The following is a 16,383-nucleotide window of genomic DNA, read 5'->3' on the forward strand; positions in this document are numbered from 1 at the left end:
GCGCAGCAAAGGGATCTGACCCCAGCCTTTGACCCTGCCTTTGCTCATCCCTCCGCCGCGGGGAGGCTGGAAGGGCCGGGTTGGCAGGGCTGCCCGGGACCGTTGGCGCCATGGATGGCGCCATCGAGCCCCCATGGAAGGGTTCACGGCGTGTCCCGGGCAGCCCTGCCAACCCGACCCACGCCATGAAGCCCAACGAGGCAACGCCTTGAACCTTACAGCGCCTCGAAAATACCCGCCGCACCCATGCCGGTGCCGATGCACATCGTCACCATGCCGTACTTCTGCTGGCGACGACGCAGGCCGTGCAGCAGGGTTGCGGTACGGATCGCGCCGGTCGCACCCAGCGGGTGGCCCAGGGCAATCGCGCCGCCCAGCGGGTTGACCTTGGCCGGGTCCAGGCCGCAGTCACGGATCACCGCCAGCGACTGCGCGGCGAAGGCTTCGTTGAGCTCGATCCAGTCCAGCTGGTCCTGGGTCAGGCCGGCCTGCTTCAGTGCCTTCGGGATCGCGGCGATCGGGCCGATGCCCATCACTTCCGGGCGCACGCCGGCCACCGAGAAGCTGACGAAACGGGCCAGCGGGGTCAGGCCGTAATCCTTGATCGCCTGCTCCGAGGCCAGCAGCACGGCGCCGGCGCCGTCGCTCATCTGCGACGAGTTGCCGGCGGTGACGGTGCCGCCGAACTGGCCGTTGCGGAACACCGGGCGCAGCTTGGCCAGGCCTTCGGCCGAGGAATCCGGGCGGGGGCCTTCGTCGGTGTCGGCGATCTTGTTGCGGGTGATGATTCGCTGGCCGTCGGCCAGGTCCGGCAGGTGCGAGACGATCTCGTACGGGCTGATCTCGTCCTTGAACTCGCCGTTCTGGATCGCGGCCATGGCCTTCTGGTGCGAGGCCAGGGCAAAGGCATCCTGGTCTTCGCGCGAGACCTTCCACTCTTCGGCGACCTTCTCGGCGGTGATGCCCATGCCGTAGGCGATGGCAACGTGGTCGTTGTCGAACACGCTCGGCGCCATGGCGATCTTGTTGCCCATCATCGGCACCATCGACATCGACTCGGTGCCGCCGGCCAGCATCAGGTCGGCGTTGCCCAGGCGGATCGCGTCGGCGGCCTGCGCCACGGCCTGCAGGCCGGAGGAGCAGAAGCGGTTCACGGTCTGTGCGGCGATGGTGTTCGGCAGGCCGGCCAGCAGCACGCCGATGCGGGCCACGTTCATGCCCTGCTCGGCTTCCGGCATGGCGCAACCGATGATGGCGTCATCGATGCGGTTGACGTCCACGCCCGGGGCCTGGGCGACGACGCTGCGCAGCACGTGCGCAAGCATGTCGTCGGGGCGGGTGTTGCGGAACATGCCCTTGGGCGCCTTGCCAACCGGGGTACGGGTGGCGGCGACGATGTAGGCGTCCTGGATTTGCTTGGTCATTGCAGTGATCTCTTGAATTTTTTAGCCGGAGTGCCGACCAACGGTCGGCACCCACCGGAAGCAGGGATGGGCGATCAGTTACGCAGCGGCTTGCCGGTCTTCAGCATGTGCGCGATGCGGGCCTGGGTCTTTTCCTGCTGGGCCAGTTCGACGAAGTGCTTGCGCTCCAGGGTCAGCAGCCACTCTTCGTCGACCAGGGTGCCGCGGTCGACCTTGCCACCGCACAGCACGGTAGCGATGCGCTCGGCGATCTCGTAGTCGTACGGGCTGATGAAGCGGCCTTCCAGCATGTTGACCAGCATCATCTTGAAGGTGGCGATACCCACGTCACCGGCCACCTGGATGCGGCGTGCCGGCAGCGGCGGGCGGTAACCCGCTTCGGCCAGGGCGCGTGCTTCGGCCTTGGCGATGTGCAGGGCCTCGTAGCTGTTGAACACCACCTTGTCGGTGCTGCGCAGCAGGCCCAGTTCCTTGGCGTTGACCGCCGAGTTGGACACCTTCGCCATCGCCACGGTCTCGAAGGTCTTCTTCAGTTCGGCGAACACGTCGCCGCCCGGGCCCGCGGCCTGCGAGGCGCGCACGGCCAGTTCCTTCAGGCCACCACCGGCCGGCAGCAGGCCGACGCCGGCCTCGACCAGGCCGATGTAGCTTTCCAGGAAGGCCACGGTCTTGGCGCTGTGCATCTGGAACTCGCAGCCGCCACCCAGGGCCAGGCCGCGCACGGCAGCCACCACTGGCACCAGCGAGTACTTGATGCGCTGGCTGGTGCGCTGGAAGTTGGCAACCATTTCTTCGAACTGGTCGACCCTGCCGGCCTGCAGCAGGCCCAGCGCGCCGGCCAGGTCGGCACCGGCGGAGAAGGGTTCCTTCTGCTGCCAGATCACCAGGCCCTGGAAGTCCTTCTCGGCGCGGCTCACGCATTCCTGCAGGCCGTCCAGCACCTGGTCGGACACGGTGTTCATCTTGGTCTTGAAGCTGACCACGGCGATGCCATCACCGTCGTGCCACATGCGCAGGCCGTCGTTCTCGAACACGGTCTCGCCCGGCGCGAACGTTTCGCCCAGCAGCGGATCCGGGAAACGCTGGCGCTGGTACACCGGCAGCGACGAGCGCGGCAGCTTGGCGTTGCGCGACGGGCTGTAGCTGCCCTCGGCGGCGTGCACGCCATCGCGGCCATCGAACACCCAGTCCGGCAGCGGCGCGCTGCTCATGCTCTTGCCGGCCACGATGTCATCGGCGATCCACTGTGCGACCTGCTTCCAGCCGGCAGCCTGCCAGGTCTCGAACGGGCCCAGCGACCAGCCGTAGCCCCAGCGGATGGCCAGGTCGACGTCGCGCGCGGTCTCGGCGATGTCGGCCAGGTGGTAGGCGCTGTAGTGGAACAGGTCGCGGAAGGTCGCCCACAGGAACTGCGCCTGCGGGTGCTGGCTCTCGCGCAGCTTGGCGAACTTCTCGGCCGGGTTCCTGATCTTCAGGATCTCGACCACTTCCGGCGCGGCAGCGCGATCGGCCGGACGGTAGTCCTGCTTCTCCAGGTCCAGCACCACGATGTCCTTGCCGACCTTGCGGAAGATGCCGGCACCGGTCTTCTGGCCCAGCGCGCCCTTGGAAATCAGCGCGTCCAGCCACTTCGGCGACTTGAAGAATTCATGCCACGGGTCATTCGGCAGGGTGTCGCCCATGGTCTTGATGACGTGGGCCATGGTGTCCAGGCCGACCACGTCGGAGGTGCGGTAGGTGGCCGACTTCGGGCGGCCGACCAGCGGACCGGTCAGGCCGTCCACTTCATCGAAGCCCAGGCCGAACTGCTGGGTGTGGTGGATGGTGGACAGGATCGAGAACACGCCGATGCGGTTGCCGATGAAGTTCGGGGTGTCCTTGGCGTACACCACGCCCTTGCCCAGGGTGGTGACCAGGAACTCTTCCAGGCCTTCCAGCACGGCGGCGTCGGTGGTGGTGGCCGGGATCAGCTCGGCCAGGTGCATGTAGCGCGGCGGGTTGAAGAAGTGCACGCCGCAGAAGCGGTGGCGCAGCTGCTCGGGCAGCACGTCGGCCAGCTTGTTGATGCCCAGGCCCGAGGTGTTGGAGGCCAGCACCGCGTGGTCGGCCACGAACGGCGCGATCTTCTTGTACAGGTCCTGCTTCCAGTCCATGCGCTCGGCGATGGCCTCGATGATCAGGTCGCAGTCCTTCAGCTGCTCCAGGCCGGACTCGTAGTTGGCCGGAGTGATGGCTTCGGCCAGCGACTTGCTGGCCAGCGGTGCCGGGCTCAGCTTGCCCAGGTTGGCGATTGCCTTCAGCACGATGCCGTCGGCCGGACCCTCCTTGGCGGGCAGGTCGAACAGCACGGTGTCGACGCCAGCGTTGGTGAGGTGGGCAGCGATCTGGGCACCCATGACGCCGGCACCCAGCACGGCGGCGCGGCGGACTAGCAGGGAATTGGACATGGTGTAGGGCCTTTGTTGGTCAGCAGTTACTGGGTGGAATCAAAGGGAAGCGGGCAGGGCGCTGGCGCGAGCGGCGGCGCGGAACCCGGCTTCGGCGAAATGGATCAGTTCGTGGGCGGCATGGGCACGATGCGCCGCTTCAGTGACACCGGCGGGACGCTTGATCAGCCCGAAGTCGGCCATGGCATAGGTGAGCGAGCCGGCCAGGAAATCCAGGCGCCAGTACAGCTCTTCCTTGCTCAGGTCGGGTACGCACTCGCCGATGGCCTTGCCGAACGCACGCAGCACGTGGCCGTAGTGGTCGGACAGGAACTTGCGCAGGTTGTCGTTCTTCTCGGCGTAGGCGCGGGCGATCACGCGCACGAAGGCACCGCCGTTCTGGCGGTCCTGGGCCAGCGCCAATGCCGGCTCGACGAAGGCGGCCAGCACCGGGCGCAGCTGCCCGGGGTGTTCGCTGCGGGCGCGTTCGAGCTGCGACAGGCGGGCGCCGGTCATCTCGTCCATGCGGCGGCGGAACACCTCGTTGACCAGGTTTTCCTTGGAGCCGAAGTGGTAGTTGACCGCTGCGATGTTGACGTCGGCCTGGCTGGTCACCTGGCGCAGCGAAGTGCCGGCGAAGCCGTGCTGTGCGAACAGCTCCTCGGCCGCGCCGAGAATGCGGTCCTTGGTCGAGAAGTGGGCGGGTTTGGCCATCGGCGGGCGGACCTTAATCAAACGATTGTTTGATACTAGGACCAGACGGTAGCGTATGGCATTTTGCAGTGCAGCAAAAATGGCCCGGACGGTCAGAATCCACTCAGCTGGGTGAATGGGGTAGGGGTCGGATCCCCGCAGGGGCTCCGACCCCGACACTGGACCGGAATGGGGTCAGAGCCCCTGTGGAGATCTGACCCCTGCCTGCCATGAGGGTTTGCCGGCCGGCGGTCGGCACTACCATGCCGCCGCTTTATCTTTTACAATTCGCCTACGTTTATCAGGCTAAGCCCGCGTCCCGACGCGGGTTTTTTTCATGTTACCCTTCGGGCCATCAGCGGCCCGATTCCATTGGAGACATCCCATGGCGCTGGAGCGCACCCTTTCGATCATCAAGCCGGACGCCGTTGCCAAGAACGTCATCGGCGAAATCTACGCCCGCTTCGAGAAGGCCGGCCTGAAGGTCGTGGCCGCCAAGTACAAGCAGCTGTCGCGCCGTGAAGCCGAAGGCTTCTACGCCGTGCACCGCGAGCGTCCGTTCTTCAACGCGCTGGTCGAATTCATGATCTCCGGCCCGGTGATGATCCAGGCCCTGGAAGGCGAGAACGCCGTCCTGGCCCACCGCGACCTGCTGGGCGCCACCAACCCGAAGGAAGCCGCGCCGGGCACCATCCGCGCCGACTTCGCCGAATCCATCGATGCCAACGCCGCCCACGGCTCGGACTCGGTCGAGAATGCCGCGATTGAAATCGCCTACTTCTTCGCCGCCACCGAAGTCGTTTCGCGCTGAGAGTAATGCCGTGAACGAGGTCGTACAGTCCCCCGCCATCCAGCCGCTGCCGAAGTCGGCACCCACGGCTGGCAAGCAGAACCTGCTCGACCTCGATCGCGCGGGCCTGGAGAAGTTCTTCGTCGAGGTTCTCGGCGAGAAGAAGTTCCGTGCCCATCAGGTGATGAAGTGGATCCACCATCGCTACGTCACCGATTTCGATGAAATGACCGACCTCGGCAAGGTCCTGCGCGCCAAGCTGCAGGCCCATGCCGAGGTGCTGGTTCCGAACATCGTGTTCGACAAGCCCTCCGCCGACGGCACCCACAAGTGGCTGCTGGCGATGGGCGTGGATGGCAAGAACGCCATCGAGACCGTGTACATCCCGGACAAGACCCGCGGCACGCTGTGCGTGTCCTCGCAGGTCGGTTGCGGCCTGAACTGCACGTTCTGCTCCACCGCCACCCAGGGCTTCAACCGCAACCTGACCACCGCCGAGATCATCGGCCAGGTGTGGGTTGCCGCGCGCCACCTGGGCAACGTGCCGCACCAGATGCGCCGCCTCACCAATGTGGTGATGATGGGTATGGGCGAGCCGCTGATGAATTTCGACAACGTCGTGCGCGCCATGAGCGTGATGCGCGACGACCTGGGCTACGGCCTGGCCAACAAGCGCGTGACCCTGTCGACCTCCGGCCTGGTGCCGCAGATCGACCGCTTGTCCGCCGAGAGCGACGTGTCGCTGGCAGTGTCGCTGCATGCGCCGAACGATGCGCTGCGCGAAACCCTGGTGCCGCTCAACAAGAAGTACCCGATCGCCGAGCTGATGGCCTCGTGCGCACGCTACCTGCGCGCCAACAAGCGCCGCGAATCGGTCACCTTCGAATACACCCTGATGAAGGGCATCAACGACAAGCCCGAGCATGCCCGCGAATTGGCCCGCCTGATGCGCCAGTTCGACAACGCGGTGCAGGCCAAGGATTCGGGCAAGGTCAACCTGATTCCCTTCAATCCGTTCCCGGGCACCCGATACGAGCGTTCGGAAGAAGCGCACATCCGCGCCTTCCAGAAGATCCTGCTCGACAGCAACGTGCTGACCATGGTCCGCCGCACCCGTGGCGACGACATCGACGCCGCCTGTGGCCAGCTCAAGGGCCAGGTGATGGACCGCACCCGCCGCCAGGCGGAGTTCAACAAGACGCTGCAGGCGGGGAAGGGGAGCGATGCCGCGGCCTGACCGCCTCTGGCTGGCGCTTCTCGCAGGCGTGCTGGCCGTTGCGGTCGGCGGCTGCAAATCCCATCCCAAGGCCAAGCTCGGTCCGAGCCAGGCGCCGGTCTATTCGGTGGGTGACCCGGAAAGCGTGCGGCGCGAAGTGCGCTGGCGCGACCTGTTGACGCTGGCGACCCGCGACATGCAGGTCGGCAATCTCGATGCCGCCGAGCGCAAGGTGCGCGAAGCACTGAAGCTGGCGCCCGAGGCGCCCGATGCGCTGGTGCTCCAGGCCGGCATCGATGACCGTCGTGGCCGCACCCGCCAGGCCGGTGAGAACTTCCGCCAGGCCGCCGAACTGGCGCCGCAGCGCGGCGACGTGCTCAACAACTACGGTGCCTGGCTGTGCCAGCAGGGCCAGCCGGCCGAATCGCTGGTCTGGTTCGACCGCGCGTTGCAGGCGCCGGGCTATGCCACCCCGGGCGAAGCCCAGGCCAATGCCGGCAGCTGCGCACTGGATGCGGGCCAGCTTGAACGTGCCGAACGTGACCTGCGTGCGGCGCTCGTGGCGGCCCCGGCCAACCCGGTCGCGCTGGAGTCGATGGCCCAGCTGAGCTACCGCCAGGGCCGCTACATGGAGGCCCGGGCCTTCGCCGAACGTAGGATTGCGGCTGCACCCGCAACGCGTTCCGTGTTACAACTTGCGTCTCAAATCGAAGTGAAGCTGGGCGATCGGGCGGCATCTGATCGTTATCTGCAGCGGATTCGACAGGAATTTCCGCAGGACGCGGGCTCCTAACTCCAGGGTTGATGCATTGTGATTGATGACCAGACTGTGAGCGCTCTCGAGACTGCGGCCGGCTGCGGCACCCGCCTGCGCCAGGCCCGCGAAGCGGCCGGACTGACCCTCGAAGATGTCGGCTCGCGCCTGCGCATGCCGGTCCAGGTGGTCAAGTCGCTGGAAGAGGAACAATGGCAGAAGCTGGGGGCGCCGGTGTTCGTGCGTGGCCAGCTGCGCAGCTATGCGCGCCTGCTCGACGTGGATGTCGGCCAGCTGCTGGAACAGGCCCAGGTCGGCCCGGTGGTTCCGCCCACCCTGGTCAGCCATACCCATACCCCGCGTGCGCGCCGCATCGCCGAGAACCTCGGCCGGCGCGTGCTGTATGTCGGCATCACCGCCGTGCTGGCGGTGCCGGTGTGGTTCGCCACCCGTGGCCACTTCGACGGCAGCGCGACCCCGTCGCCGAGCACCGCCTCGCTGGATGTGATCCCGGCCGCCGTGCCGGTCACCCCGTCCACGGCCGGTGCCGAGGCTGTCGCGCCGGCCGAAGCGGCCACTGCCCCGGCCAGCAAGCCCGCGGCCACCCCGTACGTGGCCTCGCTGGCCCCGGTGCCGCGCCCGGCGCCGGCTCCGGCGGCTGCCGGCAACGCGCTGGAAATGCAGTTCAGCGGCGACAGCTGGGTCGACATCGGCGGCCCGGACGGCAGCACCGTCGAGAAGGCGCTGATCAGGTCCGGCGAGACCCGCAGCTTCACGCCGGGCCAGGTGACCCGGGTGACCCTGGGCAACGCCTCGGCGGTCCAGGTTCAGCAGAACGGCGCTATCGTCGATCTGACCCCCTACCAGCGAGCCAACGTGGCACGCTTTCAGGTATCCTCTGAAGGCTCCGTTGTCCCGGTTTCGCACTGAGGCGCGGTTTCACCACCTTCGATAATCCCAATGGTCCCTCCCGACGGGCGGGGCGAGAGTACGCATGGCGATCGACGATCTGCTCGACGAGCACGAACAAAGTGAACGCGTCCGCAGCTGGCTGCGGAAGAATGGCGCCAGCATCCTCGGTGGCGTAGTCATCGCCATCGGTGCCATTGCCGGCTGGCAGTGGTACCAGAAGGATCAGGGCGGCAAGCTGGCCTCGGCCAATGTCGAGTACCAGAAGGCCCTGCAGGGCCTGCAGCAGAACAAGCTTGACGACGCCGCCAAGGCGGTCAAGGCGCTCGAAGCCGGCCCGTCCAGCATCTACGGCGACCTCGCGGCGCTGCAGCTGGCCAAGGCCCAGGTCGACGCCGGCAAGAATGAAGAGGCACTGGCAACCCTGCGCAATGTGAAGGTCGAAGGTGACCTGCAGCGCGTGGTCGACCAGCGTGTGGCCCGCCTGCTGGTGGCCACCGGCAAGAGCGACGAGGCCATCAAGCTGCTGGGCAGCGCCACCGACAGCAGCAGCCTGGAAATCCATGGCGATGCGCTGATGGCGCAGGGCAAGCGCGATGACGCCCGTGCACAGTACGAGAAGGCGCTGAAGACGCTGGACGTGGCAGCGCCGCAGCGGCGCCTGCTGGAAACCAAGGTTATGGACGCCGGCGGCACCGTCGCCGCCCCTGCGGAGTCGGTTTGATGAGTCAGAAGGTCATGATCACCCGCGTCGCCACCGTGCTCCTGATGGGCATGGCCCTGACCGGCTGCAGCACCATGAAGGGCTGGTTCGCCGGCAAGGACGCGGCCGCGAAGAAGGCACAGGAACCGGCTGAGCTGGTCAAGTTCGAGCCGACCCTGAAGGTCAGCAAGGCCTGGTCGGTCAACCTCGGCAAGGGCGAGCGCCGCATCGGCGTGCGCCAGGGCCCGGCAGTGGCCAACGGCCACGTGTTCGCTGCGGCGATCACCGGTGGCGTGCACGCCATCGACCTGCAGACCGGCAAGAAGGTCTGGACCTGGGAGCCGAAGAAGGAAAAGAAGAAGGCCAAGCTGCGCCTGTCCGGCGGCCCGGGTGTCGGTGAGAACCTGGTCGTGATCGGCACGCTGGATGGCCAGGTCATCGCGCTGGATATCAACGATGGCAGCGAGAAGTGGCGCGCCCGTGTTCCGGGTGAAGTCATCGCCGCGCCGGCCGTTGCCCAGGGCATGGTCTACGTGCGCAGCAACGACGGCCGCGTTACCGGCTTCGATGCCGGCAACGGCACCCAGAAGTGGTTCAACCCGAGCGAGCTGCCGGCGCTGACCGTGCGTGGCAACGCGCCGGTGGTGACCGGCCCGGGCGTGCTGTTCATCGGCAAGGACGAGGGCGCGGTTGCGGCCCTGGCCCAGCAGGATGGCCGCACGCTGTGGGAACAGAACCTCGGCAACGGCGAAGGCCGCACCGAGCTGGAGCGTATGGCCGACGTCGACGGCGCTCCGGTGCTGGAGGGCAACACCCTCTACGTGAGCAGCTTCAAGAACCAGACCATGGCCATCGAAGGCCCGACCGGTCGCCCGCTGTGGGCGCGCGACCATGGCGGTGCCGGTGGCGTGGCGGTGTCGTCGGGCAATGTGTTCGTCACCGACAACAAGGGCGGCGTGTTCGGCCTGGACAAGGCCAGCGGCGCGGCCATGTGGTCGCAGACCGCGCTGGCCCGTCGTTCGCTGACCGGCCCGGCGCTGCACGGCGACTACGTGGTGGTCGGCGACTACAAGGGATACGTGCACTGGTTGCAGGCGTCCGATGGTGCGATGGCGGCACGGGCAAAAAGTGGCGGCGACGCCCTGCTGGCCCAGCCGGTCGTCGCAGACGGGGTGCTGCTGGTGCAGAACGTTGATGGCAAGCTGACCGCCTTCCGGTTGGCAAATTAAAAATTGGAGTAATCGCGATGCTGCCTTTGGTCGCCCTGGTTGGACGGCCGAATGTCGGCAAGTCGACTATTTTCAATGCGCTTACCCGCACCCGTGACGCGCTGGTCCATGACCAGCCCGGCGTCACCCGCGACCGCAACTACGGTGTCTGCCGGCTGGACGAGGACAATCATTTCCTCGTCGTCGACACCGGCGGTATCGCGGAAGAGGAAGAGGGTCTGGCAGGGGCTACCACCCGCCAGGCCCGCGCCGCTGCGGCGGAAGCCGACCTGATCCTGTTCGTGGTCGACGCCCGTGAGGGTACCTCGGCGATGGACGACGAGATCCTGGCCTGGCTGCGCAAGCTGTCGCGCCCGACGCTGCTGCTGATCAACAAGATCGACGGCACCGACGAGGACACCGTGCGTTCGGAGTTCGCCCGTTACGGCTTCGGCGAGATGCTGACCGTGTCGGCCGCGCATCGCCAGGGCCTGGACGACCTGCTGGACGAAGTGATCCAGCGCCTGCCGGAAGAAGGCAGCGGCGAAGAGCTGGACAACGATCCGAACCGCATCCGCATCGCCTTCGTCGGCCGCCCGAACGTGGGCAAGTCGACCCTGGTCAACCGCATCCTCGGCGAGGAGCGCATGATCGCCTCCGACGTGCCGGGCACCACCCGCGACTCGATCGCGGTGGACCTGGAGCGTGATGGCCGCGAGTACCGCCTGATCGATACCGCCGGCCTGCGCCGTCGGTCGCGCGTGGACGAGGTCGTCGAGAAGTTCTCGGTGGTCAAGACCATGCAGTCGATCGAGCAGTGCCAGGTGGCCGTGCTGATGCTCGACGCCACCGAAGGCGTGACCGACCAGGACGCCACCGTGCTCGGTGCCGTGCTCGACGCCGGCCGCGCACTGGTGATCGCCATCAACAAGTGGGATGGCCTGACCGAGTACCAGCGTGAGCAGGCCGAAACCATGCTGTCGCTGAAGCTGGGCTTCGTGCCGTGGGCCGAGTCGGTGCGCATCTCGGCCAAGCATGGTTCGGGCCTGCGTGAGCTGTTCCGCGCGGTGCACCGCGCGCACGAATCGGCGAACAAGACCTTCACCACCAGCGAAGTGAACAAGGCGCTGGAAGTGGCCTACGAGACCAATCCGCCGCCGACCATCCGCGGCCATGTCTCCAAGCTGCGTTACGTGCATCCGGCCGGTTCCAACCCGCCGACCTTCATCGTGCACGGCACCCGCCTGAAGGAACTGCAGGAGTCGTACAAGCGCTACCTGGAGAACTTCTTCCGCAAGCGCTTCAAGCTGATAGGCACGCCGGTGAGCTTCATCTTCCGCGAGGGTGCCAACCCGTACGAGGGCAAGAAGAACGTCCTCACCGAGCGGCAGGTCAAGGCCAAGCGGCGCTTGATGAAGCACGTCAAGGGCAAGTGATTCACGAGAAGGCGGCCGCAGGGCCGCCTTTTTCGTTGCGGAGAATGGGGTCAGATCCCATTTCCTCCGGAAAAGGGATCTGACCCCGGGTGCAGGGCGGGCGCTACCGCAGGCCTGCGGTGGACCCGTAGAGCCGAGCATAGGCTCGGCTCTACAGATGCTGGTCAAGGCGGCCTGCCGCCACGTGCGCGATAATGCGGCCATGAGCATCCAAGAGCTTTCCCCCGCGCAGGCACGCGAGCGCCTGGCCCATGGCGCGGTGCTGATCGATGTGCGCGAGGCACACGAACGGGCCGGCGGCATGGCCGAGGGCGCGCGCGGCGTGGCCAAGGGCGAGCTGCAGGCCGACCCGGTCGCACACCTGCCGCGGCACGACCAGGAAATCCTGCTGATCTGCCAGAGTGGCAAGCGCTCGGCCGATGCCGCGCAGTCCCTGCTGGAGGCCGGCTACACCCGCGTCGCTTCCGTGACGGGCGGCACCGTGGCCTGGCGCGAGCAGTCGCTGCCGCTGGTGCAGCCGCTGGCCAGTGCTGCCGACCGTGACTTCTTTGATCGCTATTCGCGCCACCTGCTGCTGCCGCAGGTGGGCGAGGCCGGCCAGCGCCGGCTGCAGCAGTCGCGCGTGCTGGTGCTGGGCGCGGGTGGGCTGGGCGCACCGGCTGGGTTCTACCTGGCCGCCGCCGGGGTAGGGCACCTGCGCTTCGCCGACCACGACCGCGTGGAGCGCAGCAACCTGCACCGCCAGATCGTGCATACCGAAGCCAGCGTCGGCCAGTTCAAGGTCGATTCGGCGCGCGAGCGGCTGCTGGCGTTGAACCCGTCGATCGACGTCGAGGCGGTGCCTGAGCGGGTCACTTCCGAGAACGTGGATGCGCTGCTGGAGGGCGTGGACGTGGTGCTGGATGGCTCGGACAACTTCCCGCTGCGCTACCTGCTCAACGACGCCTGCATCAAGCACGCCACGCCGCTGGTGTATGCCGCCATCGAGCGCTTTGACGGCCAGGTAAGCGTGTTTGACGCTGGCCGCCAGCGTGGCGTGGCGCCGTGCTACCGCTGCCTGTTCCCCGAGCCGCCGCCGCCGGAATTCGCGCCGAACTGTTCCGAGGCCGGTGTGCTGGGTGTGCTGCCCGGCCTGGCGGGTGTGCTGCAGGCCACCGAGGTGCTGAAGCTGCTGCTGGGCATCGGTGAGCCGCTGGTTGGCCGCCTGCTGCGCTTCGACGCGCTGGGCATGCGATTTCGTGAGACCGGCATCCGGCCGGACCCGCAGTGCCCGGTGTGCGCGCCGGGCGTGCCGTTCCCGGGATATATCGATTACGCCGCGTTCTGCCGGGGTGGGTGAACCCGGCCGGGCGTCATCCACGCATGGCGTGGATCCACGGCGGGGAACCTGGCCGGGGATTCATCCACGCATGGCGTGGATCTACTGTAGAGCCGAGCCCATGCTCGGCTGCTTCTGGCCTCGGCACGAAGAGCAGCCGAGCGTGGGCTCGGCTCTACAGGTTGTGGTTGTGCCAACCAAGGTTGGCACCCACCGACGCGGATGCATGGTTTCGGGATGATGCTGGGGGTCACTCCCGGTATCGTTCCATCTCCAAGACAATCCGGCGCAACATGCGTGCTATTGCCGTCATCGGCATTGCTCTATTGTTGAACCCGATTCTGGATCTTGGGGAACACACCGCATGGCGGTAGAAGCAGCGACCAGCGAGCTGGTCAAGGTCGTCGCCCTGTTGGGCGCGGCGGTGGTGATGGTGCCTTTGTTCCGTCGGGCCGGCCTGGGCTCGGTGCTGGGCTACTTCGCCGCTGGCCTGGCGATCGGGCCGTTCGGGCTGGGCTGGTTCTCCGACCCGCAGGCCATCCTGCATACCGCCGAACTCGGCGTGGTGATGTTCCTGTTCGTGATCGGCCTGGAGATGCGGCCCTCCCACCTGTGGAGCCTGCGCAAGGAGATCTTTGGGCTGGGCACGCTGCAGATCGTCACCTGTGCGGTGGTGCTGACCAGCATCGCCAAGCTGTTCGGCCTGCCGTGGCAGGTGGCCTTCATCGGCGCCACCGGCTTTGTGCTGACCTCCACCGCGGTGGTGATGCAGTTGCTGGCCGAGCGTGGCGACATCGCACTGCCGTCGGGGCAGAAGATCGTTTCGATCCTGCTGTTCGAAGACCTGCTGATCGTGCCGTTGCTGGCGCTGGTGGCCTGGATGGGCCCGAGCGCGGGCAGTGCCGACGGCGAGGGCTCGCGCTGGCTGTCGGTAGCGATCGGCGTCGGCGCCATCGTCGGCCTGGTGCTGGTCGGCCGTTTCCTGCTCAATCCGCTGTTCCGCGTGTTGGCCGAATCGAAGGCGCGCGAGGTGATGACCGCCGCCGCGCTGCTGGTGGTGCTTGGCGCTGCGCTGCTGATGCAGCTGTCCGGCCTGTCGATGGCGATGGGCGCGTTCCTGGCCGGCGTGCTGCTGAGCGAGTCGACCTTCCGCCACCAGATCGAAGCGGATATCGAGCCGTTCCGCGGCATCCTGCTGGGCCTGTTCTTCCTCAGCGTGGGCATGGCGCTGGACCTGGGCGTGGTGGCTGGCAACTGGCAGCTGATCCTCGGCCTGGTGCTGGCGTTGATGGTCGCCAAGGCGCTGTGCATCTACGTGGTGGCGCGCATCATGGGTAGCGACCACGCGCAGGCGCTGGACCGCGGCGTGCTGATGGCGCAGGGCGGCGAGTTCGCCTTCGTGCTGTTCTCTGCCGCGGCATCGGCCGGTGTGATCAACCTGGAGATCAATGCCAACTTCACCGCCGTGGTGGTGTTGTCGATGGCGCTGACCCCGCTGGTGGTGCTGGTCTACAAGCGCATCGCGCCGAAGCCGACGGTGAACATGGACGGCGTGGACGAGGCCGAGGGTCTGTCCGGCAGTGTGCTGCTGATCGGCTTCGGCCGCTTCGGCCAGGTCGCCAGCCAGTCGCTGCTGGCGCGCGACGTGGACGTGACCATCATCGACAACGACGTGGAGATGATCCAGAGCGCCGCGCGCTTCGGTTTCAAGATCTACTACGGCGACGGTACGCGACTGGACGTGCTTCATGCCTCGGGCGCGGCCACCGCGCGTGCGATTGCGGTGTGCGTGGACAAGGCCGAGGCCGCCGACCGCATCGTCGAACTGGTGTCGCACGAGTTCCCGCAGGCCAAGCTGATGGTGCGCTCGTTCGACCGCGAACATTCGCTGCGGCTGATCCATGCCGGCGTCGATTTCCAGATCCGCGAGACGTTTGAATCGGCGGTGTTGTTCGGCCAGGCCGCGCTGGTGGAACTGGGTGCGGATGAAGACGACGCGGTGGAGATTGCCGAGCAGATCCGTCGCCGCGATGCCGAGCGTTTCGAGCTGGAGATTGCCGGTGGTGGCTTGAATGCCGGCGCCAAGATGGTGTTCGGCAATTCAGCCCAGGGCGTGCCGACGCCGACGCCGTTCACCGCGCCGAAGCGGGCAAGCAAGACGTTGAACCCGCAGGACGTGCCGGAAGAGGAAGAATAACGTTTGCGGGTCGGATCCCTTTCCAGCGGAAAGGGCTCTGACCCGCTACGTCGTGCTGGGGTCAGAGCCCTTTGCCTGTGGCAAAGGGATCCGACCCCGTCAGGACCCCATCCTGCGGTGGGCGAGGGGGCCTGAATCAGGGACAATAGCGTCCCCGCCGCCCCACGCCTGCCCCCGATGACTGATTCCGCCGCCCCGCATCCTGCCCGCATCCTTGATGGCCGCCGCATCGCCGAGGACCTGCTCGACAGCCTGAAGGTGCGCGTCGACGCCCGCGTGGCCGCCGGTGGCAGCCGCCCGGGCCTGGCCGTGGTGCTGGTCGGTGGCGACCCGGCCTCGACCGTGTACGTGCGCAACAAGCGCCGTGCCGCCGAGAAGGTCGGCATCGAAGCGCATGACTACGACCTGCCGGCCGGTACCACCGAGGCCGAGCTGCTCGACCTGATCGACCAGCTCAACGCCGATCCGAAGATCAACGGCATCCTGATCCAGCTGCCCCTGCCGGGCATCCCCGATGCGCGCCGGCTGATCCAGCGCATCGACCCGCGCAAGGACGTGGACGGCTTCCACCCGGAAAACGTCGGCCACCTGGCCCTGCGCGAGTTCGGCCTGCGCCCGTGCACCCCGCGTGGCATCACCACGCTGCTGGGCCACACCGACCAGCCGGTACGCGGCCGCAACGCCACCATCGTGGGCGTGAGCAACCATGTCGGCCGCCCGATGGGCCTGGAGCTGCTGATCGCCGGCTGCACCGTGACCAGCTGCCACAAGTTCACCCCCAAGGACGTGCTGGAACAGGCCGTGCGCAACGCCGACATCCTGGTGGTGGCGGTGGGCCGCCCGGGCATCGTGCCGGGCGAGTGGGTGAAGCCGGGCGCGGTGGTGATCGACGTCGGCATCAACCGGTTGGACGACGGCCGCCTGGTGGGCGACGTCGGGTTTGAGGCCGCCGCCCAGCGGGCGAGCTGGATCACCCCGGTGCCGGGTGGCGTGGGCCCGATGACCGTGGCCACGTTGATGCAGAACACCCTGGAAGCGGCGGAAGCGCTGAGCTGACCATTTTGGGTGGGTGCCGACCGTTGACCCGCTCCTGGTAGGTGCCAACCTTGGTTGGCACACATCCATCGGGGCCATCGGCCCATCTGGGGTGCCGGTGCCGGACGGATCGTGCCAACCAAGGTTGGCACCTACCAAAGGCGGTTCCGTGGGGGTTCCCAAGCGGCGCGTGGCCCCGGTCCGTCGCCCTGAACCAATCGCCGCCCGCGCGACACTGCGTCGCATCTACCCCCTGCCACGCGGCGCGAAAACA

General features: G+C 67.1%; 13 protein-coding genes. 10 read left to right on the top strand and 3 right to left on the bottom strand.

Translation table 11 applies throughout. The annotated features are described in order from the left end of the window. Window positions 1-215: 215 nt before the first annotated feature. The 3 genes from AC5P8R_RS12945 to AC5P8R_RS12955 form a co-directional block, all read right to left on the bottom strand. The gene (locus AC5P8R_RS12945) at window positions 216-1,424 is read right to left on the bottom strand and encodes an acetyl-CoA C-acyltransferase (RefSeq protein WP_019661304.1); all 1,209 of its coding nucleotides are present in this window, start codon (window positions 1,422-1,424) and stop codon (window positions 216-218) included. Window positions 1,425-1,498: 74 nt separating this feature from the next. Further along, the gene (locus AC5P8R_RS12950; RefSeq protein ID WP_495223499.1) at window positions 1,499-3,871 is read right to left on the bottom strand and encodes a 3-hydroxyacyl-CoA dehydrogenase/enoyl-CoA hydratase family protein; all 2,373 of its coding nucleotides are present in this window, start codon (window positions 3,869-3,871) and stop codon (window positions 1,499-1,501) included. 39 nt (window positions 3,872-3,910) lie between these two features. Beyond that, the gene (locus AC5P8R_RS12955) at window positions 3,911-4,564 is read right to left on the bottom strand and encodes a TetR/AcrR family transcriptional regulator (RefSeq protein WP_014646856.1); all 654 of its coding nucleotides are present in this window, start codon (window positions 4,562-4,564) and stop codon (window positions 3,911-3,913) included. A gap of 364 nt (window positions 4,565-4,928) precedes the next feature. On the opposite strand from AC5P8R_RS12955, the gene ndk reads away from it, so the two are divergent. The 10 genes from ndk (at window position 4,929) to folD (ending at window position 16,130) form a co-directional block, all read left to right on the top strand. Continuing rightward, a complete protein-coding gene (gene ndk / locus AC5P8R_RS12960) occupies window positions 4,929-5,354 on the top strand; it encodes a nucleoside-diphosphate kinase (protein ID WP_005409295.1) in 426 nt (141 codons plus the stop codon). A 10-nt stretch (window positions 5,355-5,364) separates the two neighbouring features. Then, on the top strand, window positions 5,365-6,570 hold the full coding sequence (gene rlmN / locus AC5P8R_RS12965) for a dual-specificity RNA methyltransferase RlmN (protein ID WP_005409296.1): 1,206 nt from the start codon (window positions 5,365-5,367) through the stop codon (window positions 6,568-6,570). Continuing rightward, window positions 6,557-7,342, top strand: coding sequence for a type IV pilus biogenesis/stability protein PilW (pilW, locus tag AC5P8R_RS12970; protein WP_495223500.1), 786 nt, complete (start codon window positions 6,557-6,559; stop codon window positions 7,340-7,342). Before rlmN ends, pilW begins: the two co-directional genes overlap by 14 nt. An 18-nt stretch (window positions 7,343-7,360) precedes the next feature. Beyond that, complete coding sequence (locus AC5P8R_RS12975) at window positions 7,361-8,233, top strand: RodZ domain-containing protein (protein WP_032960759.1); 873 nt, start codon at window positions 7,361-7,363, stop codon at window positions 8,231-8,233. A 64-nt stretch (window positions 8,234-8,297) separates the two neighbouring features. After that, complete coding sequence (locus AC5P8R_RS12980; protein ID WP_032960761.1) at window positions 8,298-8,936, top strand: YfgM family protein; 639 nt, start codon at window positions 8,298-8,300, stop codon at window positions 8,934-8,936. Next, on the top strand, window positions 8,936-10,144 hold the full coding sequence (gene bamB, locus AC5P8R_RS12985) for an outer membrane protein assembly factor BamB (protein ID WP_014036904.1): 1,209 nt from the start codon (window positions 8,936-8,938) through the stop codon (window positions 10,142-10,144). The genes AC5P8R_RS12980 and bamB overlap by 1 nt, the downstream gene beginning before the upstream one ends. A 17-nt stretch (window positions 10,145-10,161) precedes the next feature. Continuing rightward, window positions 10,162-11,559, top strand: a complete 1,398-nt coding sequence (gene der, locus AC5P8R_RS12990; protein WP_495223501.1) for a ribosome biogenesis GTPase Der — start codon at window positions 10,162-10,164, stop codon at window positions 11,557-11,559. Window positions 11,560-11,761: 202 nt separating this feature from the next. Continuing rightward, complete coding sequence (moeB, locus tag AC5P8R_RS12995) at window positions 11,762-12,898, top strand: molybdopterin-synthase adenylyltransferase MoeB (RefSeq protein WP_180835769.1); 1,137 nt, start codon at window positions 11,762-11,764, stop codon at window positions 12,896-12,898. Between the two features lie 343 nt (window positions 12,899-13,241). After that, window positions 13,242-15,074, top strand: a complete 1,833-nt coding sequence (locus AC5P8R_RS13000) for a monovalent cation:proton antiporter-2 (CPA2) family protein (RefSeq protein ID WP_180835768.1) — start codon at window positions 13,242-13,244, stop codon at window positions 15,072-15,074. A gap of 177 nt (window positions 15,075-15,251) precedes the next feature. Next, complete coding sequence (gene folD, locus AC5P8R_RS13005; protein WP_005416247.1) at window positions 15,252-16,130, top strand: bifunctional methylenetetrahydrofolate dehydrogenase/methenyltetrahydrofolate cyclohydrolase FolD; 879 nt, start codon at window positions 15,252-15,254, stop codon at window positions 16,128-16,130. Window positions 16,131-16,383: the final 253 nt, after the last annotated feature.

The organism is Stenotrophomonas sp. YJH_SMC_73 (assembly GCF_059370155.1).